Source organism: Avibacterium sp. 20-132 (genome assembly GCF_023611925.1).
In the GTDB taxonomy this organism is placed as follows: domain Bacteria; phylum Pseudomonadota; class Gammaproteobacteria; order Enterobacterales; family Pasteurellaceae; genus Avibacterium.
Genome location: NZ_CP091456.1, coordinates 156,473 through 173,254, shown reverse-complemented (window position 1 = coordinate 173,254; position 16,782 = coordinate 156,473). Strand labels below are relative to the sequence as shown.

At 39.4% G+C, this 16,782-nt stretch carries 14 protein-coding genes and 1 tRNA gene; 8 read left to right on the top strand and 7 right to left on the bottom strand.

Going from position 1 to position 16,782, the window contains the following annotated elements; genetic code table 11:
• Window positions 1-2: 2 nt before the first annotated feature.
• Window positions 3-1,280, top strand: a complete 1,278-nt coding sequence (gene murA / locus L4F93_RS00710; RefSeq protein WP_250350650.1) for a UDP-N-acetylglucosamine 1-carboxyvinyltransferase — start codon at window positions 3-5, stop codon at window positions 1,278-1,280.
• A gap of 95 nt (window positions 1,281-1,375) precedes the next feature.
• On the opposite strand, the gene ushA is transcribed toward murA, so the two are convergent.
• Together ushA and fbp are read right to left on the bottom strand one after the other, a co-directional pair.
• A complete protein-coding gene (gene ushA, locus L4F93_RS00705) occupies window positions 1,376-3,034 on the bottom strand; it encodes a bifunctional UDP-sugar hydrolase/5'-nucleotidase UshA (RefSeq protein ID WP_250350649.1) in 1,659 nt (552 codons plus the stop codon).
• Window positions 3,035-3,216: 182 nt separating this feature from the next.
• Complete coding sequence (gene fbp / locus L4F93_RS00700) at window positions 3,217-4,218, bottom strand: class 1 fructose-bisphosphatase (RefSeq protein WP_250350648.1); 1,002 nt, start codon at window positions 4,216-4,218, stop codon at window positions 3,217-3,219.
• Between the two features lie 150 nt (window positions 4,219-4,368).
• On the opposite strand from fbp, the gene mpl reads away from it, so the two are divergent.
• Window positions 4,369-5,733, top strand: a complete 1,365-nt coding sequence (mpl, locus tag L4F93_RS00695) for a UDP-N-acetylmuramate:L-alanyl-gamma-D-glutamyl-meso-diaminopimelate ligase (RefSeq protein ID WP_250350647.1) — start codon at window positions 4,369-4,371, stop codon at window positions 5,731-5,733.
• Window positions 5,734-5,915: 182 nt separating this feature from the next.
• Window positions 5,916-6,125 (top strand): cold-shock protein, encoded by a 210-nt coding sequence (locus L4F93_RS00690; RefSeq protein WP_250350646.1) that lies wholly within the window; start codon window positions 5,916-5,918, stop codon window positions 6,123-6,125.
• 133 nt (window positions 6,126-6,258) lie between these two features.
• Here the strand turns inward: L4F93_RS00690 and L4F93_RS00685 are convergent.
• Window positions 6,259-6,335 (bottom strand) — tRNA-Met (locus tag L4F93_RS00685).
• A 238-nt stretch (window positions 6,336-6,573) separates the two neighbouring features.
• Between L4F93_RS00685 and mltA the strand changes: the two genes are divergently transcribed.
• From mltA to rlmKL, 4 genes are all read left to right on the top strand, one after another.
• Window positions 6,574-7,683 (top strand): murein transglycosylase A, encoded by a 1,110-nt coding sequence (gene mltA, locus L4F93_RS00680; RefSeq protein WP_250350645.1) that lies wholly within the window; start codon window positions 6,574-6,576, stop codon window positions 7,681-7,683.
• Window positions 7,683-8,456, top strand: a complete 774-nt coding sequence (gene tcdA, locus L4F93_RS00675) for a tRNA cyclic N6-threonylcarbamoyladenosine(37) synthase TcdA (RefSeq protein WP_250350644.1) — start codon at window positions 7,683-7,685, stop codon at window positions 8,454-8,456. Before mltA ends, tcdA begins: the two co-directional genes overlap by 1 nt.
• Window positions 8,457-8,557: 101 nt before the next feature.
• Window positions 8,558-9,604 carry a zinc ABC transporter substrate-binding protein ZnuA gene (gene znuA, locus L4F93_RS00670; RefSeq protein WP_250350643.1) on the top strand — a complete coding sequence of 349 codons (1,047 nt, stop codon included), beginning with the start codon at window positions 8,558-8,560 and terminating at the stop codon, window positions 9,602-9,604.
• Window positions 9,605-9,736: 132 nt separating this feature from the next.
• Window positions 9,737-11,875 (top strand): bifunctional 23S rRNA (guanine(2069)-N(7))-methyltransferase RlmK/23S rRNA (guanine(2445)-N(2))-methyltransferase RlmL, encoded by a 2,139-nt coding sequence (rlmKL, locus tag L4F93_RS00665; protein WP_250351714.1) that lies wholly within the window; start codon window positions 9,737-9,739, stop codon window positions 11,873-11,875.
• 131 nt (window positions 11,876-12,006) lie between these two features.
• On the opposite strand, the gene frdD is transcribed toward rlmKL, so the two are convergent.
• Genes frdD through frdA form a run of 4 tightly spaced genes read right to left on the bottom strand, consistent with a single transcriptional unit; the run spans window position 12,007 to window position 15,328 of the window.
• Window positions 12,007-12,351 carry a fumarate reductase subunit FrdD gene (gene frdD / locus L4F93_RS00660; RefSeq protein WP_250350642.1) on the bottom strand — a complete coding sequence of 115 codons (345 nt, stop codon included), beginning with the start codon at window positions 12,349-12,351 and terminating at the stop codon, window positions 12,007-12,009.
• Between the two features lie 10 nt (window positions 12,352-12,361).
• Complete coding sequence (gene frdC / locus L4F93_RS00655) at window positions 12,362-12,754, bottom strand: fumarate reductase subunit FrdC (protein WP_250350641.1); 393 nt, start codon at window positions 12,752-12,754, stop codon at window positions 12,362-12,364.
• An 11-nt stretch (window positions 12,755-12,765) separates the two neighbouring features.
• Window positions 12,766-13,536 carry a succinate dehydrogenase/fumarate reductase iron-sulfur subunit gene (locus tag L4F93_RS00650; protein ID WP_250350640.1) on the bottom strand — a complete coding sequence of 257 codons (771 nt, stop codon included), beginning with the start codon at window positions 13,534-13,536 and terminating at the stop codon, window positions 12,766-12,768.
• Window positions 13,529-15,328 (bottom strand): fumarate reductase (quinol) flavoprotein subunit, encoded by a 1,800-nt coding sequence (gene frdA, locus L4F93_RS00645; RefSeq protein WP_250350639.1) that lies wholly within the window; start codon window positions 15,326-15,328, stop codon window positions 13,529-13,531. Before frdA ends, L4F93_RS00650 begins: the two co-directional genes overlap by 8 nt.
• A gap of 268 nt (window positions 15,329-15,596) precedes the next feature.
• Here frdA and epmA point away from each other — a divergent pair, with 268 nt between their 5' ends.
• Window positions 15,597-16,568 carry an elongation factor P--(R)-beta-lysine ligase gene (epmA, locus tag L4F93_RS00640; RefSeq protein WP_250350638.1) on the top strand — a complete coding sequence of 324 codons (972 nt, stop codon included), beginning with the start codon at window positions 15,597-15,599 and terminating at the stop codon, window positions 16,566-16,568.
• Window positions 16,569-16,782 lie beyond the last annotated feature (214 nt).

Genomic DNA, 16,782 nt, shown 5'->3' with positions numbered 1-16,782 from the left:
TTATGCAAAAATTTCGTGTTTATGGGCAATCTCGTTTAAGTGGAGATGTCAAAATCTCAGGGGCAAAAAATGCCGCATTACCTATTTTATTTGCCGCTATTTTAGCGGAAGAGCCAGTTACCTTAACCAATGTACCTGAACTAAAAGATATTGAAACCACACTAAAGATCTTGCGTCAGCTTGGTATGCAAGTAGAACAAAAAGACGGTGGTGTAGTACATTTAGACGGTTCGAAAATTAATCATTTTATTGCACCTTATGAATTGGTGAAAACAATGCGTGCCTCTATTTGGGCATTAGCACCGCTTGTTGCACGTTTCCATCAAGGACAGGTTTCACTTCCCGGCGGTTGTGCCATTGGCGCTCGCCCGGTGGATTTACATATCAGCGGTTTAGAACGCTTAGGGGCAGAGATTAAACTGGAAGACGGTTATGTAAAAGCACATACTAATGGGCGTTTGAGTGGAACACGCATTGTGATGGAAAAGGTTAGTGTAGGAGCAACCCTTTCTATTATGACCGCGGCAACATTGGCAACTGGGACAACTATTATTGAAAATGCCGCTCGTGAACCTGAGATTGTAGATACTGCCGTATTTTTAAATAAAATGGGGGCAAAAATTAGTGGAGCAGGCACGGATACGATTACCATTGAAGGGGTTGAACGTCTTACTGGATGTGAACACGCCGTGGTTGCCGATCGCATTGAAACAGGTACTTTCCTTGTTGCTGGTGCTATTTCGGGAGGGCGTATTGTATGCCATAACACGAAAGCAGATACTTTAGATGCGGTGATCGATAAATTACGTGAAGCAGGTGCAGAAATTGAAATTACTGAAGATACCATCACGTTAGATATGAAAGGTAAACGCCCAAAAGCGGTTAATATTCGCACGATGCCACATCCCGGTTTCCCAACGGATATGCAAGCGCAATTCACCCTTTTAAATATGGTGGCAGAAGGGACAAGTAAAATTACGGAAACTATTTTTGAAAACCGTTTTATGCACATTCCAGAGCTTATCCGTATGGGCGGTAAGGCTGAGATTGAAGGCCATACGGCTATTTGCCACGGTGTAGAGAGCTTGTCTGGTGCTGAAGTAATGGCAACGGATTTACGCGCTTCAATCAGTTTAGTGCTTGCTGGCTGTATTGCCAGTGGTGAAACCATTGTAGATCGTATTTATCATATCGATCGCGGTTACGAGCATATTGAAGAGAAATTACGTGGGTTAGGCGCAAAAATTGAGCGTTTTACAGAAAAGGATATTTCAGAATAAAAAAGAAGCTAATATCCTGTAAGGATGACTTCTTTCCATTATCAAATTAATAAAATAGCCAACAATGCGTTGGCTATTTTTTTCCTCGATAAAAACTATTCTTTATAAATAATTCCTTTATTTGCCTCAAAATCAGCGACTTTAATTGGTGAATGTTCTTGGAAATATTCTTTTAAGCTATCTGCATCAACAAATCCTGTATTAACATAGGTTGGATTATCAGTAACGACAGGATAGCCATCTCCTCCAGCAGCACAATAACTTGGTAAAGAAACACGATACACTTTATTGAGATCGATTGGTTTTCCTTGAATTTTTACATCAGAGACTTTTTTGGCTTGGCGATCTACCGTCATTGTAATACCGTAAAACTGAGGGTAAGCACCAGAATCGACTTCTTTCAATGCCACAACATCAAGGTAATTGAGCAAATCTTTGCCTTTCATTTCAAAATAACTGATGATATTACCAAAAGGCTGTACGGTCAGAATATCTTTATAAGTTACATCACCACTATCAATAGAGGCACGAATTCCACCAGAATTCATAATACCAACATCCGCTTTTACACGTTCCGCTTGCGAGCGAGCAATAAGTTGCCCTAAATTTGTTTGATGGAAGCGTACAATATCGCGATCTCCCACTAGGCGATCATCTACTTTTCCCACCACTTGACCAAGCAATTTATCACCTTGATCTTGATAAGTTTTAAGATGTGCCAGCAAGGTAGGATCGGCTGGAATTTCTTCTTGATACAACACATATTCACTAGTACCGTCTTCTTTTTTCACTTTCTTTTTCAAGTTAATTGGTATTAATTGATAGTTTTCTAAAGTGAGTTTGCCATCTTTAAAGGTAAAATCCGCTCGCCCTAAATATTTACCCCACTCACCTGCTTGCATAATCCAAGTATTTTTCTCAAGTAAAGGTTTACAGCTATCACCCGGTTTAAATTTATCATTAAATGAGCCATCTTCATTCATACAAAGAGTGTCGTGGGTATGTCCGCCAATAACAATATCAAATGCGCCAGCAGGTAATTCACGCACCATTGAAACATCGCCCGGTGCATTAGAACCATATTTCGCATTAGGATAAAATCCCATATGAGTCAGTGCAATTTTAAGATCGGGTTGTTCATTTTTATCTAATTGTGCTAACACTTTTTTAGCACTTTCAGCAGGGCGTTCAAATTTCACGGCTGAAATAAACTCTGGATTTCCTAATTTCGCAGTATCTTCAGTCGTTAAACCAACAACCGCTACTTTTAAGCCTTGTTTGTCTAACATCGTGTAAGGATGAACAAGCGGTTCTCCCGTTTTTTGATAAAAGACATTTGCAGCTAAAAATGGAAATTTTGCCCATTTTTCTTGCATCTCAAGTAATTGCAACGGGTTATCAAATTCGTGATTACCTAACGTTAATGCCTCATAGCCCATTAAATTTAATGCTTCAATATCGGGTTTTGCATTTTGCAAATCGGATTCAGGTACGCCTGTATTAAAATCTCCAGCATTCAATAAAATTACTGAGCCACCTTTTTTCTCTACTTCTGCACGAATACGATCAATCAACGTTTTCTGTGCTGCGAGACCATATTCACCATTCTTATTTTGCCAATAATGACCATGTAAGTCGTTCGTATGCAATACAGTAAAATGGTAAGTTTGATTAGGCTGATAAGCATAAGCAAAAGAAGATAGTGTAAATAGGGAGGTTAAAGCAGAACATTTAAATAATGAGGCTAATTTCATTGTCATTCTCCATTGTTGATTCATTAGCCAACATATTTTAGCGGAAGTTATAGAAAAAAGATCATTTATTTATAAATATAAAAGATAAAAATCTTAAGTGCGGTATTATTTTTTGCTGTTTTTCGCTTATAAAAGGGCAATCACTTTCTAGATAAGTCTTGCCCTTATTAGATATGAAAGAGCTAATTAAATTCACTCATAAAATCTTGTGCTTTTTCTACCATCTCTTTTGAGCCAATAAAAAGTGGTGAACGTTGGTGTAATTCAGTTGGCTGAATATCTAAAATCCGACTTTCTCCATTCGTTGCCAAACCGCCTGCTTGTTCCGCTAAAAATGCCATTGGATTGCCTTCATAAAGTAAACGAAGTTTACCATTTGGATAATTTGTGGCACTTGGATAAATATAAATACCGCCTTTTAATAAATTACGGTGGAAATCAGAAACTAAAGAACCAATATAGCGTGAAGTATAAGGACGTTGAGTGGCTTTATCTTCTTCTTGGCAGTATTTAATATACTTTTTCACACCTAATGGAAATTTAAGGTATTGCCCTTCATTGATTGAATAAATTTTTCCTGTTGGTGGCATTTGAATATTCTCATGTGAAAGGCAAAATACCCCTAATGAAGGATCGTAAGTAAAGCCATTAACGCCATTACCAGTGGTATAAACTAGCATTGTTGATGAACCATAAACAATATAGCCTGCCGCCACTTGGCGATGTCCAGGCTGTAAAAAATCTGCTAAGGTAACCGGTGAGCCAATGGGAGAGACGCGCTTATAGATAGAAAAAATCGTCCCAACGGCAACATTCACATCAATATTCGATGAGCCATCTAAAGGATCGGTTAAAATAACATATTTGGCATTACGCCCTCGTTCCGTATCAAAAGCAACAAAATTTTCTTCTTCCTCAGAAGCAAAGCCTGCCACTTCTTCTCGTGCAATGAGAGCTTGTTTCATTGTGTTATGGGCAAATAAATCTAATTTCATTTGCACTTCACCTTGCACATTTTCAACCCCTGAATTACCAATAATATTATTGGTTAATCCTGCTTTATTAATGTCGCGATGAATAACCTTCGCAACCAAACGAATTGAAGAAAGAATACCTGAAAGCTCTCCTTTCGCATTAGGATATTCCGCTTGCTTCTCAACAATAAATTGCCCTAACGTTTTCATAATTTATTCCTATTTTTTAATGAATAAGTTGTACAGTCTAAAAAAGTTGATTTATTATAACTACCCTTTGAGCAAGAGAAATAATCTCTTATTGAGTTTGTGATCTCAGGCACATTTTATTTTCGTTTTTTGTATATAAGAGATAAAAAAATGACACAAAAACATATTCATATTCTTGGAATTTGCGGTACTTTTATGGGCGGTGTGGCAATTATTGCCAAACAAATGGGATATAAAGTAACGGGGTCAGATGTTAATGTGTATCCACCAATGAGTACCTTTTTGCAGGAAAATCAGATTGACATTATTCCCAATTACGATCCCGCTCAGCTTGAGCCAGCGCCAGATTTAGTTTTAATTGGAAATGCAATGAAACGGGGCAATCCTTGCGTAGAATATGTGCTTGAGAATGGTTTGCCTTATACCTCAGGCCCACAATGGTTACATGATAATTTATTACGTGATCGCTGGGTGCTTGCTGTTTCAGGTACGCACGGCAAAACCACAACAACCGGTATGCTCACTTGGATTTTAGAGAAAAACGGGTTAAACCCGGGCTTTTTAATCGGTGGTATTGCGGGCAATTTTGGCACTTCAGCGCGTCTAGGACAAAGCCCTTATTTTGTGATTGAAGCCGATGAATATGATACGGCATTTTTTGATAAACGTTCTAAATTTATTCATTACGCACCAAAAACATTAATTATTAATAATATCGGCTTTGACCACGCTGATATTTTTGATGATCTAAAAGCGATCCAGCGCCAATTTCATCATATGATTCGCACCATTCCGGCAAGCGGTCGTATTCTCTCTTTCGCCAACGAACAAAGCGTAAAAGAAACACTGGAAATGGGCTGTTGGTCTGAACAACAATTTTTAGGAGAAAACCAAGAATGGTATGCGGAACGTATTACCAATGATTGCACCGAATTTTCGGTGTATCATTTTGGTGAAAAAGTCGCAGAAGTGAAATGGAATATTGTTGGTCAGCATAATATGCATAATGCATTAATGGCGATTGCTGCTGCTTATCACGCAGGCGTATCCATTGAAAATGCTTGTAACGCTTTAGCGAGTTTCATTAATGCAAAACGCCGCTTAGAACTCAAAGGGGAAGTTAATGGCATTAGTGTTTATGACGATTTCGCCCATCACCCCGCAGAAATTCTTGCTACGCTAACCGCACTTCGCGATAAAGTTGGCGGTGGGGTGCGAATTTTGGCAGTATTAGAACCGCGCTCTAATACAATGAAAATGGGCGTACATAAAGATGAACTCGCTCCAGCACTGGTTCGTGCCGATCATATTTTTTTATTGCAGCCAGATAACATTCCCTGGGATGTGGTAGAAATCGCAAACCAATGCGTCCAACCAGCTAGCTGGACTGGTAATTTAAACAAATTGGTTGATATGATTGTGGCAGAGGCAAAACCAAGCGATCATATTTTAGTAATGTCAAATGGTAGCTTTGGAGGCATTCATCAAAAATTACTCAATAAATTAGCCAATTAAAAAATAAATTGGATTTATTGCAAATAAAAGGTGCTATTTCATCGCGATGCTGTTAGTATGGCAACTGCTTTTTTAAGCAGTAGAGATAACAATTAATAATCTGTGGCTATATTTAAAGTTTTTTATTTTATCATCATAATATTATTACGTTATCTAAGATTAGATTTAACTTAGGATTTAAAATGTCTAGAAATAACGGAACCGTAAAATGGTTCAATGAAGCAAAAGGGTTTGGTTTTTTACAATCAGAAGGTGGCGAAGAAGTGTTCGTGCATTTCTCAGCGATTCAATCAAATGGATTTCGCACCTTAAAAGAAGGTCAAGCCGTCGCGTTTGATATTGTTGATGATAAAAGAGGAAAAAAAGCCGAAAACGTCAGTATCATTGCGTAATGCTTTTTAACAGAAACACCGCAACAAAAAGTGCGGTGTTTTTTTATGAAAATTATTTCTAAATCATCTGGTTGAAAAAAATTAAGGAAAAGCGAAATAAAAAAACCGCCGATAAAATCGACGGTTAAGCATTTGGTTGCGGGGGCTGGATTTGAACCAACGACCTTCGGGTTATGAGCCCGACGAGCTACCAAGCTGCTCCACCCCGCGTCTGTGGGAGCGTACTATACGCGATTTTATTTGTAATGCAAGCCTTAATCCTAAAAAAATGTGTTAACTGATATAAAAATCGGCAATTTGCTGTCTTTCAACGCAAAATGTACAAAATTTCTGCCGCACGTTTTTTATCAAAAGAAGAAAGAATATAAAAATCGCTATCACTTTAAGTGATTTTTTGTTATTTTACGCCGTTTCATTGCGAATTATTTTATTAAGGAATCCATTGCGAATGTCAGCAAAAATTTTCAAAAAATGCACCGCACTTTTAGCGATTGCGGTGCTTTCGGCTTGTTCAAGTTCTAATCATTCCAACAAAATGGCAAATTCAAGTAATCACTTGGCAGATCCGAAAATCTTTGGGGCGAAATATGATGGACGCACTTATCAGCAACAATTCTTAATGCCTGTTTCCGCAGTAGAAAATCAAAGTGCGGTAATAAATCAAGGGGATTTTTTAACTCAACTTTCTAATGTACGTCAATATTCTTCTCGCTTAACCAATAAATTTGCGGTGAGTTACGGTAAAGTAACGAATTGGGTGTTATCTGGCGCTAATGTGAATGAATTAGCAAATTTTGGTATTCACCCAATGATCATGAAGGGGCAAGATGGTTATCAAAATGTCTTAATGACAGGATATTATTCCCCAGTAATCCACGCGCGTCGCACACCGCAAGGCAAATATACTCAACCAATTTATGCAATGCCAAGCCCTTCACAAAAACGTGTAAGCCGTGCGCAAATTTATGCAGGCGCACTAAAGGGGAAAGGCTTAGAATTAGCTTATAGCGATTCGATGATCGACAACTTCCTACTTGGTGTTCAAGGTAGTGGTTATGTGGATTTTGGCCACGGTGAGTTAAATTATTTCGCTTATGCTGGGCAAAATGGCTTAGATTATGTGGCAGTTGGCCGTTTGTTGGTGGAAGACGGTGAAATCGCTAAAGAAAAAATGTCTATTCAAGCTATTAAGGACTGGGCGAAAGCCAATCCTTCTCGCTTACAAGCCTTGCTAGAACGTAATCCTTCTTATGTGTATTTTAAAAATGATCCAACTGGCAAAGTAAAAGGCTCGGCGGGCGTGCCACTTGTGCCAATGGCGTCGATTGCCTCTGATCGTTCTGTTATTCCTTCTGGTTCCATTGTTTTAGTCGAAGTCCCACAAATAGATAAACAAGGTAGATGGACGGGAGAGCATAAACTGCATTTGATGATTGCGTTAGATGTCGGAGGAGCGGTAAAAGGGCAACATTTCGATTTATATCGTGGTATCGGTGATGACGCAGGGCATATCGCAGGCTTATCCAAACATTACGGACGTGTGTGGTTATTACAATAATGAGTGAACGCATAGATAATTATGAACAGCGTTTCGGTGGCATTGGGCGACTTTATCGCCCAGCTGCCTTACAACGTTTACGCCAAGCACATATTTGCGTGATCGGCATTGGCGGGGTCGGTTCTTGGGCTGTTGAGGCACTTGCTCGCTCGGGCATTGGCGAGATCACAATGATTGATATGGACGATATTTGTGTTACCAATATTAATCGCCAAATTCACGCTATTTCAGGCAATATCGGCAAGCTAAAAACAGAAGTGATGGCGGAACGTGTTGCTTTAATTAACCCAGATTGCCAAGTACATATTATTGATGACTTTCTTTCTAGCGAGAATTTAGCGGATTATATCACCGCGGATTACGATTATGTGATTGATGCCATTGATAGTGTCAAAACCAAGGCAGCACTTATTGCTTATTGTAAACGGCAGAAAATTAAAATTATCACTGTTGGTGGTGCGGGCGGACAGACCGATCCAAGTCAGATTCAAATTGCCGATTTAAGTCGAACAATTCAAGATCCTCTCGCAGCAAAAGTGCGGTCAATTTTACGTAAAAATTTTCATTTTAGTCAAAATCCTAAACGGAAATTTGGCGTAGATTGCGTGTTTTCCACGCAACCATTGATTTTCCCACAACAAGATGGAAATTGTGCGGTTTCTGCCACAATGAACTGCGCCAATGGCTTTGGTGCGGCAACAATGATTACTGCCACCTTTGGCTTTTTTGCGGTATCCCGTGTGATTGAAAAATTATTGGCATCTATAAAATAGCTATCTTATTTTTTAATAAAAAAAAAGATAGCTATTTTTAATAAAACGATCTAAGCTAAGTCATCAAATTATGATAATCATTCTTGATAATAGGAGTATATATGACAAAGTTAAACCCGTTTTTTAAACAGACTGCCATTGCAGCAGCATTGCTTTCTTTCTCTACACTAGCTTCTGCAAGTGTGGTTACTTCCATTAAACCATTAGGATTTATTGCCTCTTCCATTGCCGATGGGGTAACAGATACGCAAGTATTAGTTCCTGCTGGGGCCTCTCCCCACGACTATAATTTGAAGCCATCAGATGTGCAGAAATTAAAAGCGGCTAATCTTGTTTTATGGGTTGGCGAAGATGCGGATGCCTTTCTAGCCTCTTCCTTGAAAAAATATATTGATCCAGAGAAAGTGGTTACTATCGCAACATTACCTGACATTACAGCAGATATGCTAGAAAAAGGTGAACATCATCACCATCACCACCATCATGATGGCGAAGAACACGAACATGAGCATGAACACGATCACGAACATACCGCCGACAGTGATCATCACAAACATAACGATGTGCATGAACATGAACATGAACATGAACATGAACATGAACATCATCATGATAACGATGAAAATGCCCATTTAGAAACAAACTGGCATATTTGGTATTCGCCACAAATTAGCCAAGTTGTGGCAAAAGATTTTGCGGCAAAATTAATTCAACAATATCCTGATAAAAAAGCACTTATTGAGCAAAATCTTGCACAATTCGACCGCACTTTAACGGCGAAAAATGAAAAAATTAAACAACAACTTGCCCCCGTACAGAAAAAAGGATTTTATGTTTTCCATGATGCTTACACCTATTTTAATAAGGCTTACGGCTTAAATCAGGTGGGGGCATTTACGATTAATCCATTAGTTGCTCCGGGTGCGAAAAAATTGGCTCATATCAAAGAAGAAATTGAAGAACATAAAGTCGGTTGCTTATTTGCAGAGCCACAATTTACGCCAAAAGTGATTGAAACATTACATAAATCGACGGGCGTTAATGTGGGGCGTTTAGATCCAATGGGTGATGCGGTATCATTAGGTAAAGATTCTTATGCGAATTTCTTACAATATACCGCTGATAGTTATTATCGCTGTTTAAAATAAATTACCTTCCTACTCAGAGCGAACGCCTTGTTCGCTCTTTCTTTTAGATAAAAAACAGAATTAAAATCGACCGCACTTACTGGCTTTGCTATAATCTGCCCATTACGCTTTGAAAGTATCAATGAATTTATGATGAAAAAATTATTTGCCACCACCGCGCGTGGCTTTGAAGAATTATTAAAAACCGAACTCCTCGAACTTGGCGCACAAGAATGTCAAATCGCACAGGGAGGCGTGCATTATTTATCTGACGAGGAAACCCTTTACCGCACGCTCTTATGGTCAAGGCTCAGCTCACGTATTTTACTGCCTTTGGTACAAAGTAAAATTTATAGCGATTTAGATCTTTACTCTACGGTAATTGGGCAAAATTGGTTAGATATTTTTGATGAGCGTTGCCAATTTGTTGTGGATTTTAATGGCACTAACCGTGAAATTCGTCATACGCAATTTGGTGCAATGCGCGTGAAAGATGGCATTGTCGATTATTTTGAACGACAAGGCAGAGCGCGCCCAAGTGTGGATAAAGACAACCCTGATATTCGCATTCACGCCTATTTAAATCGTGACGATTTTATTCTTTCTCTTGATCTCAGTGGCAATGCCTTACATTTGCGTGGCTATCGTGAAGATACAGGGGCAGCACCATTACGTGAAACCTTAGCCGCAGCCATTGTATTACGTTCAGGTTGGCAACAAGGCACACCTTTGATTGATCCAATGTGTGGTTCAGGCACATTGCTCATTGAAGCCGCCCAAATGGAAGCCAAAATTGCACCGCAGTTACACCGCTTACATTGGGGTTTTGATTTCTGGAAAGGGCATAATCCGCAAGCTTGGGAAAAAGTGAAAGAGGAAGCCATTGCCCTTGCCCAACAAGGTTCACAACAAGCTCAGCCCCATTTCTATGGTTTTGATTTAGATCACCGTGTATTACAAAAAGCACAACGAAATGCCCAAAATGCAGGTGTTGCTCATTTAATTCAATGGAAACAAGGGGATATTGCCGCACTAAAAAATCCAACGGAAGAAAAAGGCACGCTTATTTGCAACCCACCTTATGGTGAGCGTTTAGGGACAACACCAGCATTAATTGCGCTTTACTCCGTGTTTGGGCAACGTTTAAAACAGCAATTTGGCGGTTGGAATGCCTCCGTTTTTAGTGGTGAACCTGCATTACTTGATTGCCTACGCTTACGTTCTCACCGTCAGTTTAAAGCAAAAAATGGCCCACTAGATTGCGTACAGAAAAATTATCAAATTGCTGAAACTGCCCAACAAGAAAGTGCGGTACAAAATCTGCAAGAATTTTTCCCTCAACATCAAGGCGTTGCACAAGACTTCGCCAATCGCTTACAAAAAAATATCAAGAAAATCGAAAAATGGGCAAAACAGCAAGGCATTAACGCTTATCGCTTATATGATGCGGATCTGCCAGAATATAATATTGCCGTGGATCGTTATGTCGAGCATATTGTGGTGCAAGAATACGCAGCACCGAAAAATATTGATGAGAATAAAGCGCGTCAGCGTTTGCTTGATGCCGTAACCGCCACCCTTGCTGTAACAGGCGTGGAAACCAATAAACTCGTGTTAAAAGTTCGCCAAAAACAAAAAGGGACAAATCAATATGAGAAATTGGCGAACAAAGGGGATTACTTCTATGTTGAAGAATACGGCGCAAAATTGTGGGTCAATTTAACGGATTATTTAGATACGGGACTGTTTTTAGATCACCGCTTAACACGCAAAATGGTGGGTGAAATGGCAAAGTGCAAAGACTTTCTAAATTTGTTTGCTTACACAGGCTCCGCGACGGTTCACGCTGCCTTAGGGGGGGCGAAATCGACCACTACCGTAGATATGTCTAACACTTATCTGAACTGGGCAGAACAAAATTTAATGCTTAATGATATTGAAGGTAAACAGCATAAATTAATTCAAAGTGATTGTTTACAATGGTTAGAAAAATGCGATCGTCAATTTGATCTGATCTTTGTTGATCCACCCACTTTTTCCAATTCTAAACGAATGGAAAACAGCTGGGACGTGCAACGCGATCATCTTCAATTATTCACTCATTTAAAACGGATTTTACGTTCCAATGGCACAATTGTATTTTCTAACAATAAGCAAAAATTCAAGATGGATTTTGACGGTATGGCTGCACTCGGATTAAGTGCGGTAGAAATTTCTGCCAAAACTTTACCACTGGATTTTGAACGCAATAAACACATTCACAATTGTTGGTTAGTCACATTGACAAAATAAAGCCATTAAATATTGGCGTAGTACTGTATGGACTTGCCTTGCTTTATTTCAAACTTACATAGCAAAAAATCAAGCAATAATAAAAGACCTTTTCAATCGAAAAGGTCTTTTGTTTCTCTATCACAATGAATTTAAATATGCCATACAGCGAAAAGCGTCAGTAATGAAAATAATCCGGCAAGTCCATAAAAAATAAATCCAGCTGCAGGAATATGTACTTTAAAATCGTGTAAACCTAGATGGACACGATGAATACCACACCACGCTGGGAAAATTAATAAGGCAAGAATAATTAATTTTCCGATCCAAGTTCCAGCAAATGCAATAATATTTTCTGGCGAAACTAACCCAAAAGGGAGTAAAAAGCCGAAAATCAGTACAAGAACGGGAAAGAATACCGCACTGATTGCGCCACCTGCACCAAATAATAGCCATACAGCAGGTTCATTAGAACGTTTTGGATTTTGTTTGTTCATATGCTCATTCCTATACTAAGATTAAGACAATAATACTCACCAATGCAGTGATCGCCCAGAAAATGCGAGAAAGTAATGTCGCATTGATACGCTCATTTTTTACAATGATATTTACCATCTGAGGAGCCATATTAAAAAATGTAAAGCTATTTAATAACACGGCACCAAGCGTGATGATGTTCAATATCACAACGACGGGATTTTGTAAAAAATGAATAAAGTTGGTTGCAAAAGTTCCATTTCCTAAAGAGATTAACCCATAGAATAGTTCTAAACAAAACCAAAGAGTAGGAACTGCAGTGCTTTCGCGTAATACATAAAATTTGTAAAAATCTAACTTTTTCCACCAAGTTGGCGTGATTTCACGCACATATTTTTTGCGTTTGCTTGCGGTTGCTGTCATTTTACTCCTCCTTAGTTTTGTGGTTTTAACATTGCCAAAACATAATCTTTTGCACTTTCGATTTTGCCTTGGTTAACAGCGGAGGCTGGATTAACGTGTTTTGGACAAACTTCTGAGCAGTAACCCACGAATGTGCAGCTCCATACCCCATTATCCCCATTCAGAATTTTCATCCGTTCTGCTTTGCCGTGATCACGGTTATCAAGGTTATAACGATGAGCAAGTGTAATCGCAGCTGGACCTACAAATTCAGGATTTAAGCCAAATTGTGGGCAAGCTGCATAACATAGCCCGCAATTAATACACATTGAGAACTGGCGATATTTCTCTAATTGTGCGGGTGTTTGTTTGGTTCGACTTTTTGCCAATTCAGCAGATGGATGCGGATTACCATCTAGTGGTGGCGCTTCATTACCAATAATATAAGGTTTAATACTTTCTAGACTTTCAATAAAGTGGCTTAGATCAACAACAAGATCCCGTTCAATTGGGAAATTAGCCAACGGTTCAATACGCATATGTCCACTGTAATCACGCAAAAATGTTTTACAGGCAAGTTTAGGTTTATTATTGACCATCATTCCGCAAGAACCACAAATTGCCATACGGCAAGACCAACGATAAGACAGTTCAGGCTCAAGTTTGTCTTTAATATAGCCAAGCGCATCAAGCAATGAAGTTTGGCTATCATAAGGCACTTGATAGGTTCTTAAATAAGGTTCTTTATCTTGCTCTGGGTTATAACGCAGAACTTCAACATTCATAATCGCTTGATTAGCCATTTGCTTGCTCCTTAGCTTTTGCAGCTGCTTCTTGAGCTTCTGCTTCCGCACCATAAACACGTTTTGCAGGTTGAGATTTTGTGATTTTTACTGGGCTATATTCAATGCGAGGCGCACCTTCTGCATTATAGAAAGCTAAGGTGTGTTTTAAATAATTCACATCATCACGTTCTGTATAGTCTAAACGTTGGTGAGCACCACGAGATTCTTTACGTTCAATCGCCGAATTAGCGATAGATTGTGCAACATCTAAAATATAGCCAAGTTCAACAGTATAAAGCACATTGGTGTTGAAGACACTTGAGCGATCGGCAATACGAATCCGTTTATAACGTTCTTTTAGCTCGGCAATTTTATCAACTGTTTGTTGCATACTTTCTTGAGTACGATAAATACCGCAACCTTCTTCCATTGAATCGCCCATCTCATCACGAATTTGTGACCAAGATTCTGTACCTTCTTGGTTATAAAGATCTTCTAAACGTTGTACCACATCTTGTGCTTGTGCATTGACTGCATTTTGGTTTGCAGGGCTTGCTTCACTTGCGCGTTGAGCGGCATATTCCCCTGCAACACGTCCTAGCACAACAAGTTCCGCTAATGAATTTGAACCTAAACGGTTCGCCCCATGCAAACCTGAAGAAGCACATTCACCCACAGCAAATAACCCTTTAATGCGAGTTTCACTGTTGAAATCCACTTCAATCCCACCCATTGTATAATGCACAACAGGACGCACGGGAATAGGTGCTTTAGCAGGATCAACGCCTTCATAAGCATTAGCGAGTTCACAAATAAATGGTAAACGTTCGTGCAAATATTTTTCACCTAAATGGCGTAAATCAAGGTGAACCACATCTACCCCTTTTTCCGTTTTTAAGGTATTGCCTTTACGCCATTCTTGCCAGAATGCTTGCGACACTTTATCACGCGGACCTAATTCCATATATTTATTTTCAGGTTTACCAATTGGCGTTTCAGGGCCTAAACCATAATCTTGCAAATAGCGATAGCCATCTTTATTGACTAAAATGCCCCCTTCACCACGGCATCCCTCAGTCATCAGAATTCCCGTATTTGGTAAACCTGTTGGGTGATATTGCACAAACTCCATATCACGCAATGGCACACCGTGACGATATGCCATTGATAATCCATCACCCGTTACAATACCGCCATTTGTATTAAAGCGGAACGCACGGCAACCACCACCAGTGGCGATAATCACAGCATTTGCATTGATTTGTACCAATGTGCCTTCCATCATATTCATTGCCACCATACCACGCGCGTGACCATCATCAACCAGAATATCTAACACAAAATGTTCGTCAAAGCGTTGAATTTGTGGGAATTGCATTGAAGTTTGGAAGAGGGTATGTAACAAGTGGAAGCCTGTTTTGTCGGCAGCAAACCAAGTACGTTCAATTTTCATTCCACCGAAACGGCGCACATTCACATCACCATCTTGTTTACGACTCCAAGGACAGCCCCAGCGTTCTAACTGCGTCATCTCAACAGGGGAATGTTCTACAAAGTATTCCACCACATCTTGTTCACATAACCAATCGCCCCCTGCTACGGTATCGTGGAAATGTTTTTCATAAGAATCTTCTTCCTTGATCACGGCAGCCGCGCCGCCTTCGGCAGCGACAGTATGGCTACGCATAGGGTAAACTTTTGAAACTAAGGCAATTTTAAGGTTTGGATTTGCCTGTGCTGCTGCAATTGCTGCTCGTAAACCACCGCCACCAGCGCCAACAATTGCAATATCGACATTAACAGTTTGCACGATTTCCTCCAATATAAAGTAGATGAAATTTATTAGGGTAAGTTTATTTTGCCACGCTTTTATAAAATAAATCAGACTTTTTTATCAAAAAATGCGAGCAAAGCTTCAAAGTGTGATCTAACTCAAAAAAGTTAGAGAGAATCCTCTAGCTTAATGAGAATTTTTCTCTTTTAGAATGAATACATTGCGTAAAAATAACTCATCTTGTTGAAAAATTTCAGGTAAAATAACCGCACTTTTCTTACAAAGGAATTGACTGAGGCACTTTATGACTGAAAATGAACAATGGCGACCAACAGCCAGTATTCAAAATTTATTAGCTCGCGCCAAAATTATGGCTGAAATTCGTCGCTTTTTTACTGACAGAGGATTGCTAGAAGTCGAAACACCAATTTTAAGTGAATTCGGCGTAACGGATGTGCATCTTGCCACCTTTAGCACAGAATTCACCTCACCGTTTAAACATCAATCAAAAACCTTATGGCTCTCAACTAGCCCAGAATACCCAATGAAACGCCTACTGGCTGCGGGAAGTGGGGCGATTTTTCAGCTTTGTAAAGTGTTCCGCAATGAAGAAGCTGGCACAAAACATAACCCAGAGTTCACGATGTTGGAATGGTATCGTCCGCATTTTGATATGTACCGTCTTATCAATGAAGTGGATGATTTATTACAGCAAATTTTAGATTGCGCTCCCGCAGAAAGTATGACATATCAATTTGCCTTTCAAGAATATGTCGGGCTAGATCCGCTTTCTGCCTCTCGTGAAGAATTAATTGCCAAAGCGAAAGAATATCATCTGGAACAAGCAGAAAATGAAGAGAGAGATACCTTACTACAATTTTTATTCAGCGCTGTGGTTGAACCAAATATTGGACAAGAACGCCCCGTTGCCATTTATCATTTCCCCGCAACACAAGCAGCATTAGCACAAATTAGCTCAGAAGATCACCGTGTGGCAGAGCGTTTTGAGTTCTACTATAAAGGCATTGAATTGGCTAACGGCTTTAATGAACTTACTGATGCAAACGAACAACGCCATCGCTTTGAACAAGATAACCGCCAACGTGAACAATTAGGTTTACCAATCCGCCAACTTGATGAGCGTTTTCTCGCTGCACTTCAAGCTGGTGTGCCAAATTGTGCTGGCGTAGCCCTAGGTGTAGATCGTTTAATTATGATTGCACTTGGTGCAAAAAATATCAGTGAAGTGGTTGCATTTAGTATAGAAAATGCTTAATTAAGAAAAATCATAAAAAATGACCACACTTTGGTTTGAAGATCAAAGTGCGGTCATTTTTATTGACGTTTTTCAAAGTAAAAAGAAAGCAACTCAGTACTTGGGGGAGTGGCGAAGAATGTCGCAAAACATAGTGCATTGTGTTTCTGAATTAGATGATAAATTGTGATCTGTTGCACATTATTAAATAAAATACCTGTTTATTTTATTTTTT

What these genes read in the sequence shown, in the direction of transcription:
- murA (WP_250350650.1), top strand. Translation starts at nt 3, where the DNA reads ATGCAAAAATTTCGTGTTTATGGGCAATCTCGTTTAAGTGGAGATGTC.
- ushA (WP_250350649.1), bottom strand. Translation starts at nt 3,034, where the DNA reads ATGAAATTAGCCTCATTATTTAAATGTTCTGCTTTAACCTCCCTATTT.
- fbp (WP_250350648.1), bottom strand. Translation starts at nt 4,218, where the DNA reads ATGAAAACGTTAGGGCAATTTATTGTTGAGAAGCAAGCGGAATATCCT.
- mpl (WP_250350647.1), top strand. Translation starts at nt 4,369, where the DNA reads ATGACACAAAAACATATTCATATTCTTGGAATTTGCGGTACTTTTATG.
- L4F93_RS00690 (WP_250350646.1), top strand. Translation starts at nt 5,916, where the DNA reads ATGTCTAGAAATAACGGAACCGTAAAATGGTTCAATGAAGCAAAAGGG.
- mltA (WP_250350645.1), top strand. Translation starts at nt 6,574, where the DNA reads ATGTCAGCAAAAATTTTCAAAAAATGCACCGCACTTTTAGCGATTGCG.
- tcdA (WP_250350644.1), top strand. Translation starts at nt 7,683, where the DNA reads ATGAGTGAACGCATAGATAATTATGAACAGCGTTTCGGTGGCATTGGG.
- znuA (WP_250350643.1), top strand. Translation starts at nt 8,558, where the DNA reads ATGACAAAGTTAAACCCGTTTTTTAAACAGACTGCCATTGCAGCAGCA.
- rlmKL (WP_250351714.1), top strand. Translation starts at nt 9,737, where the DNA reads ATGAAAAAATTATTTGCCACCACCGCGCGTGGCTTTGAAGAATTATTA.
- frdD (WP_250350642.1), bottom strand. Translation starts at nt 12,351, where the DNA reads ATGAACAAACAAAATCCAAAACGTTCTAATGAACCTGCTGTATGGCTA.
- frdC (WP_250350641.1), bottom strand. Translation starts at nt 12,754, where the DNA reads ATGACAGCAACCGCAAGCAAACGCAAAAAATATGTGCGTGAAATCACG.
- L4F93_RS00650 (WP_250350640.1), bottom strand. Translation starts at nt 13,536, where the DNA reads ATGGCTAATCAAGCGATTATGAATGTTGAAGTTCTGCGTTATAACCCA.
- epmA (WP_250350638.1), top strand. Translation starts at nt 15,597, where the DNA reads ATGACTGAAAATGAACAATGGCGACCAACAGCCAGTATTCAAAATTTA.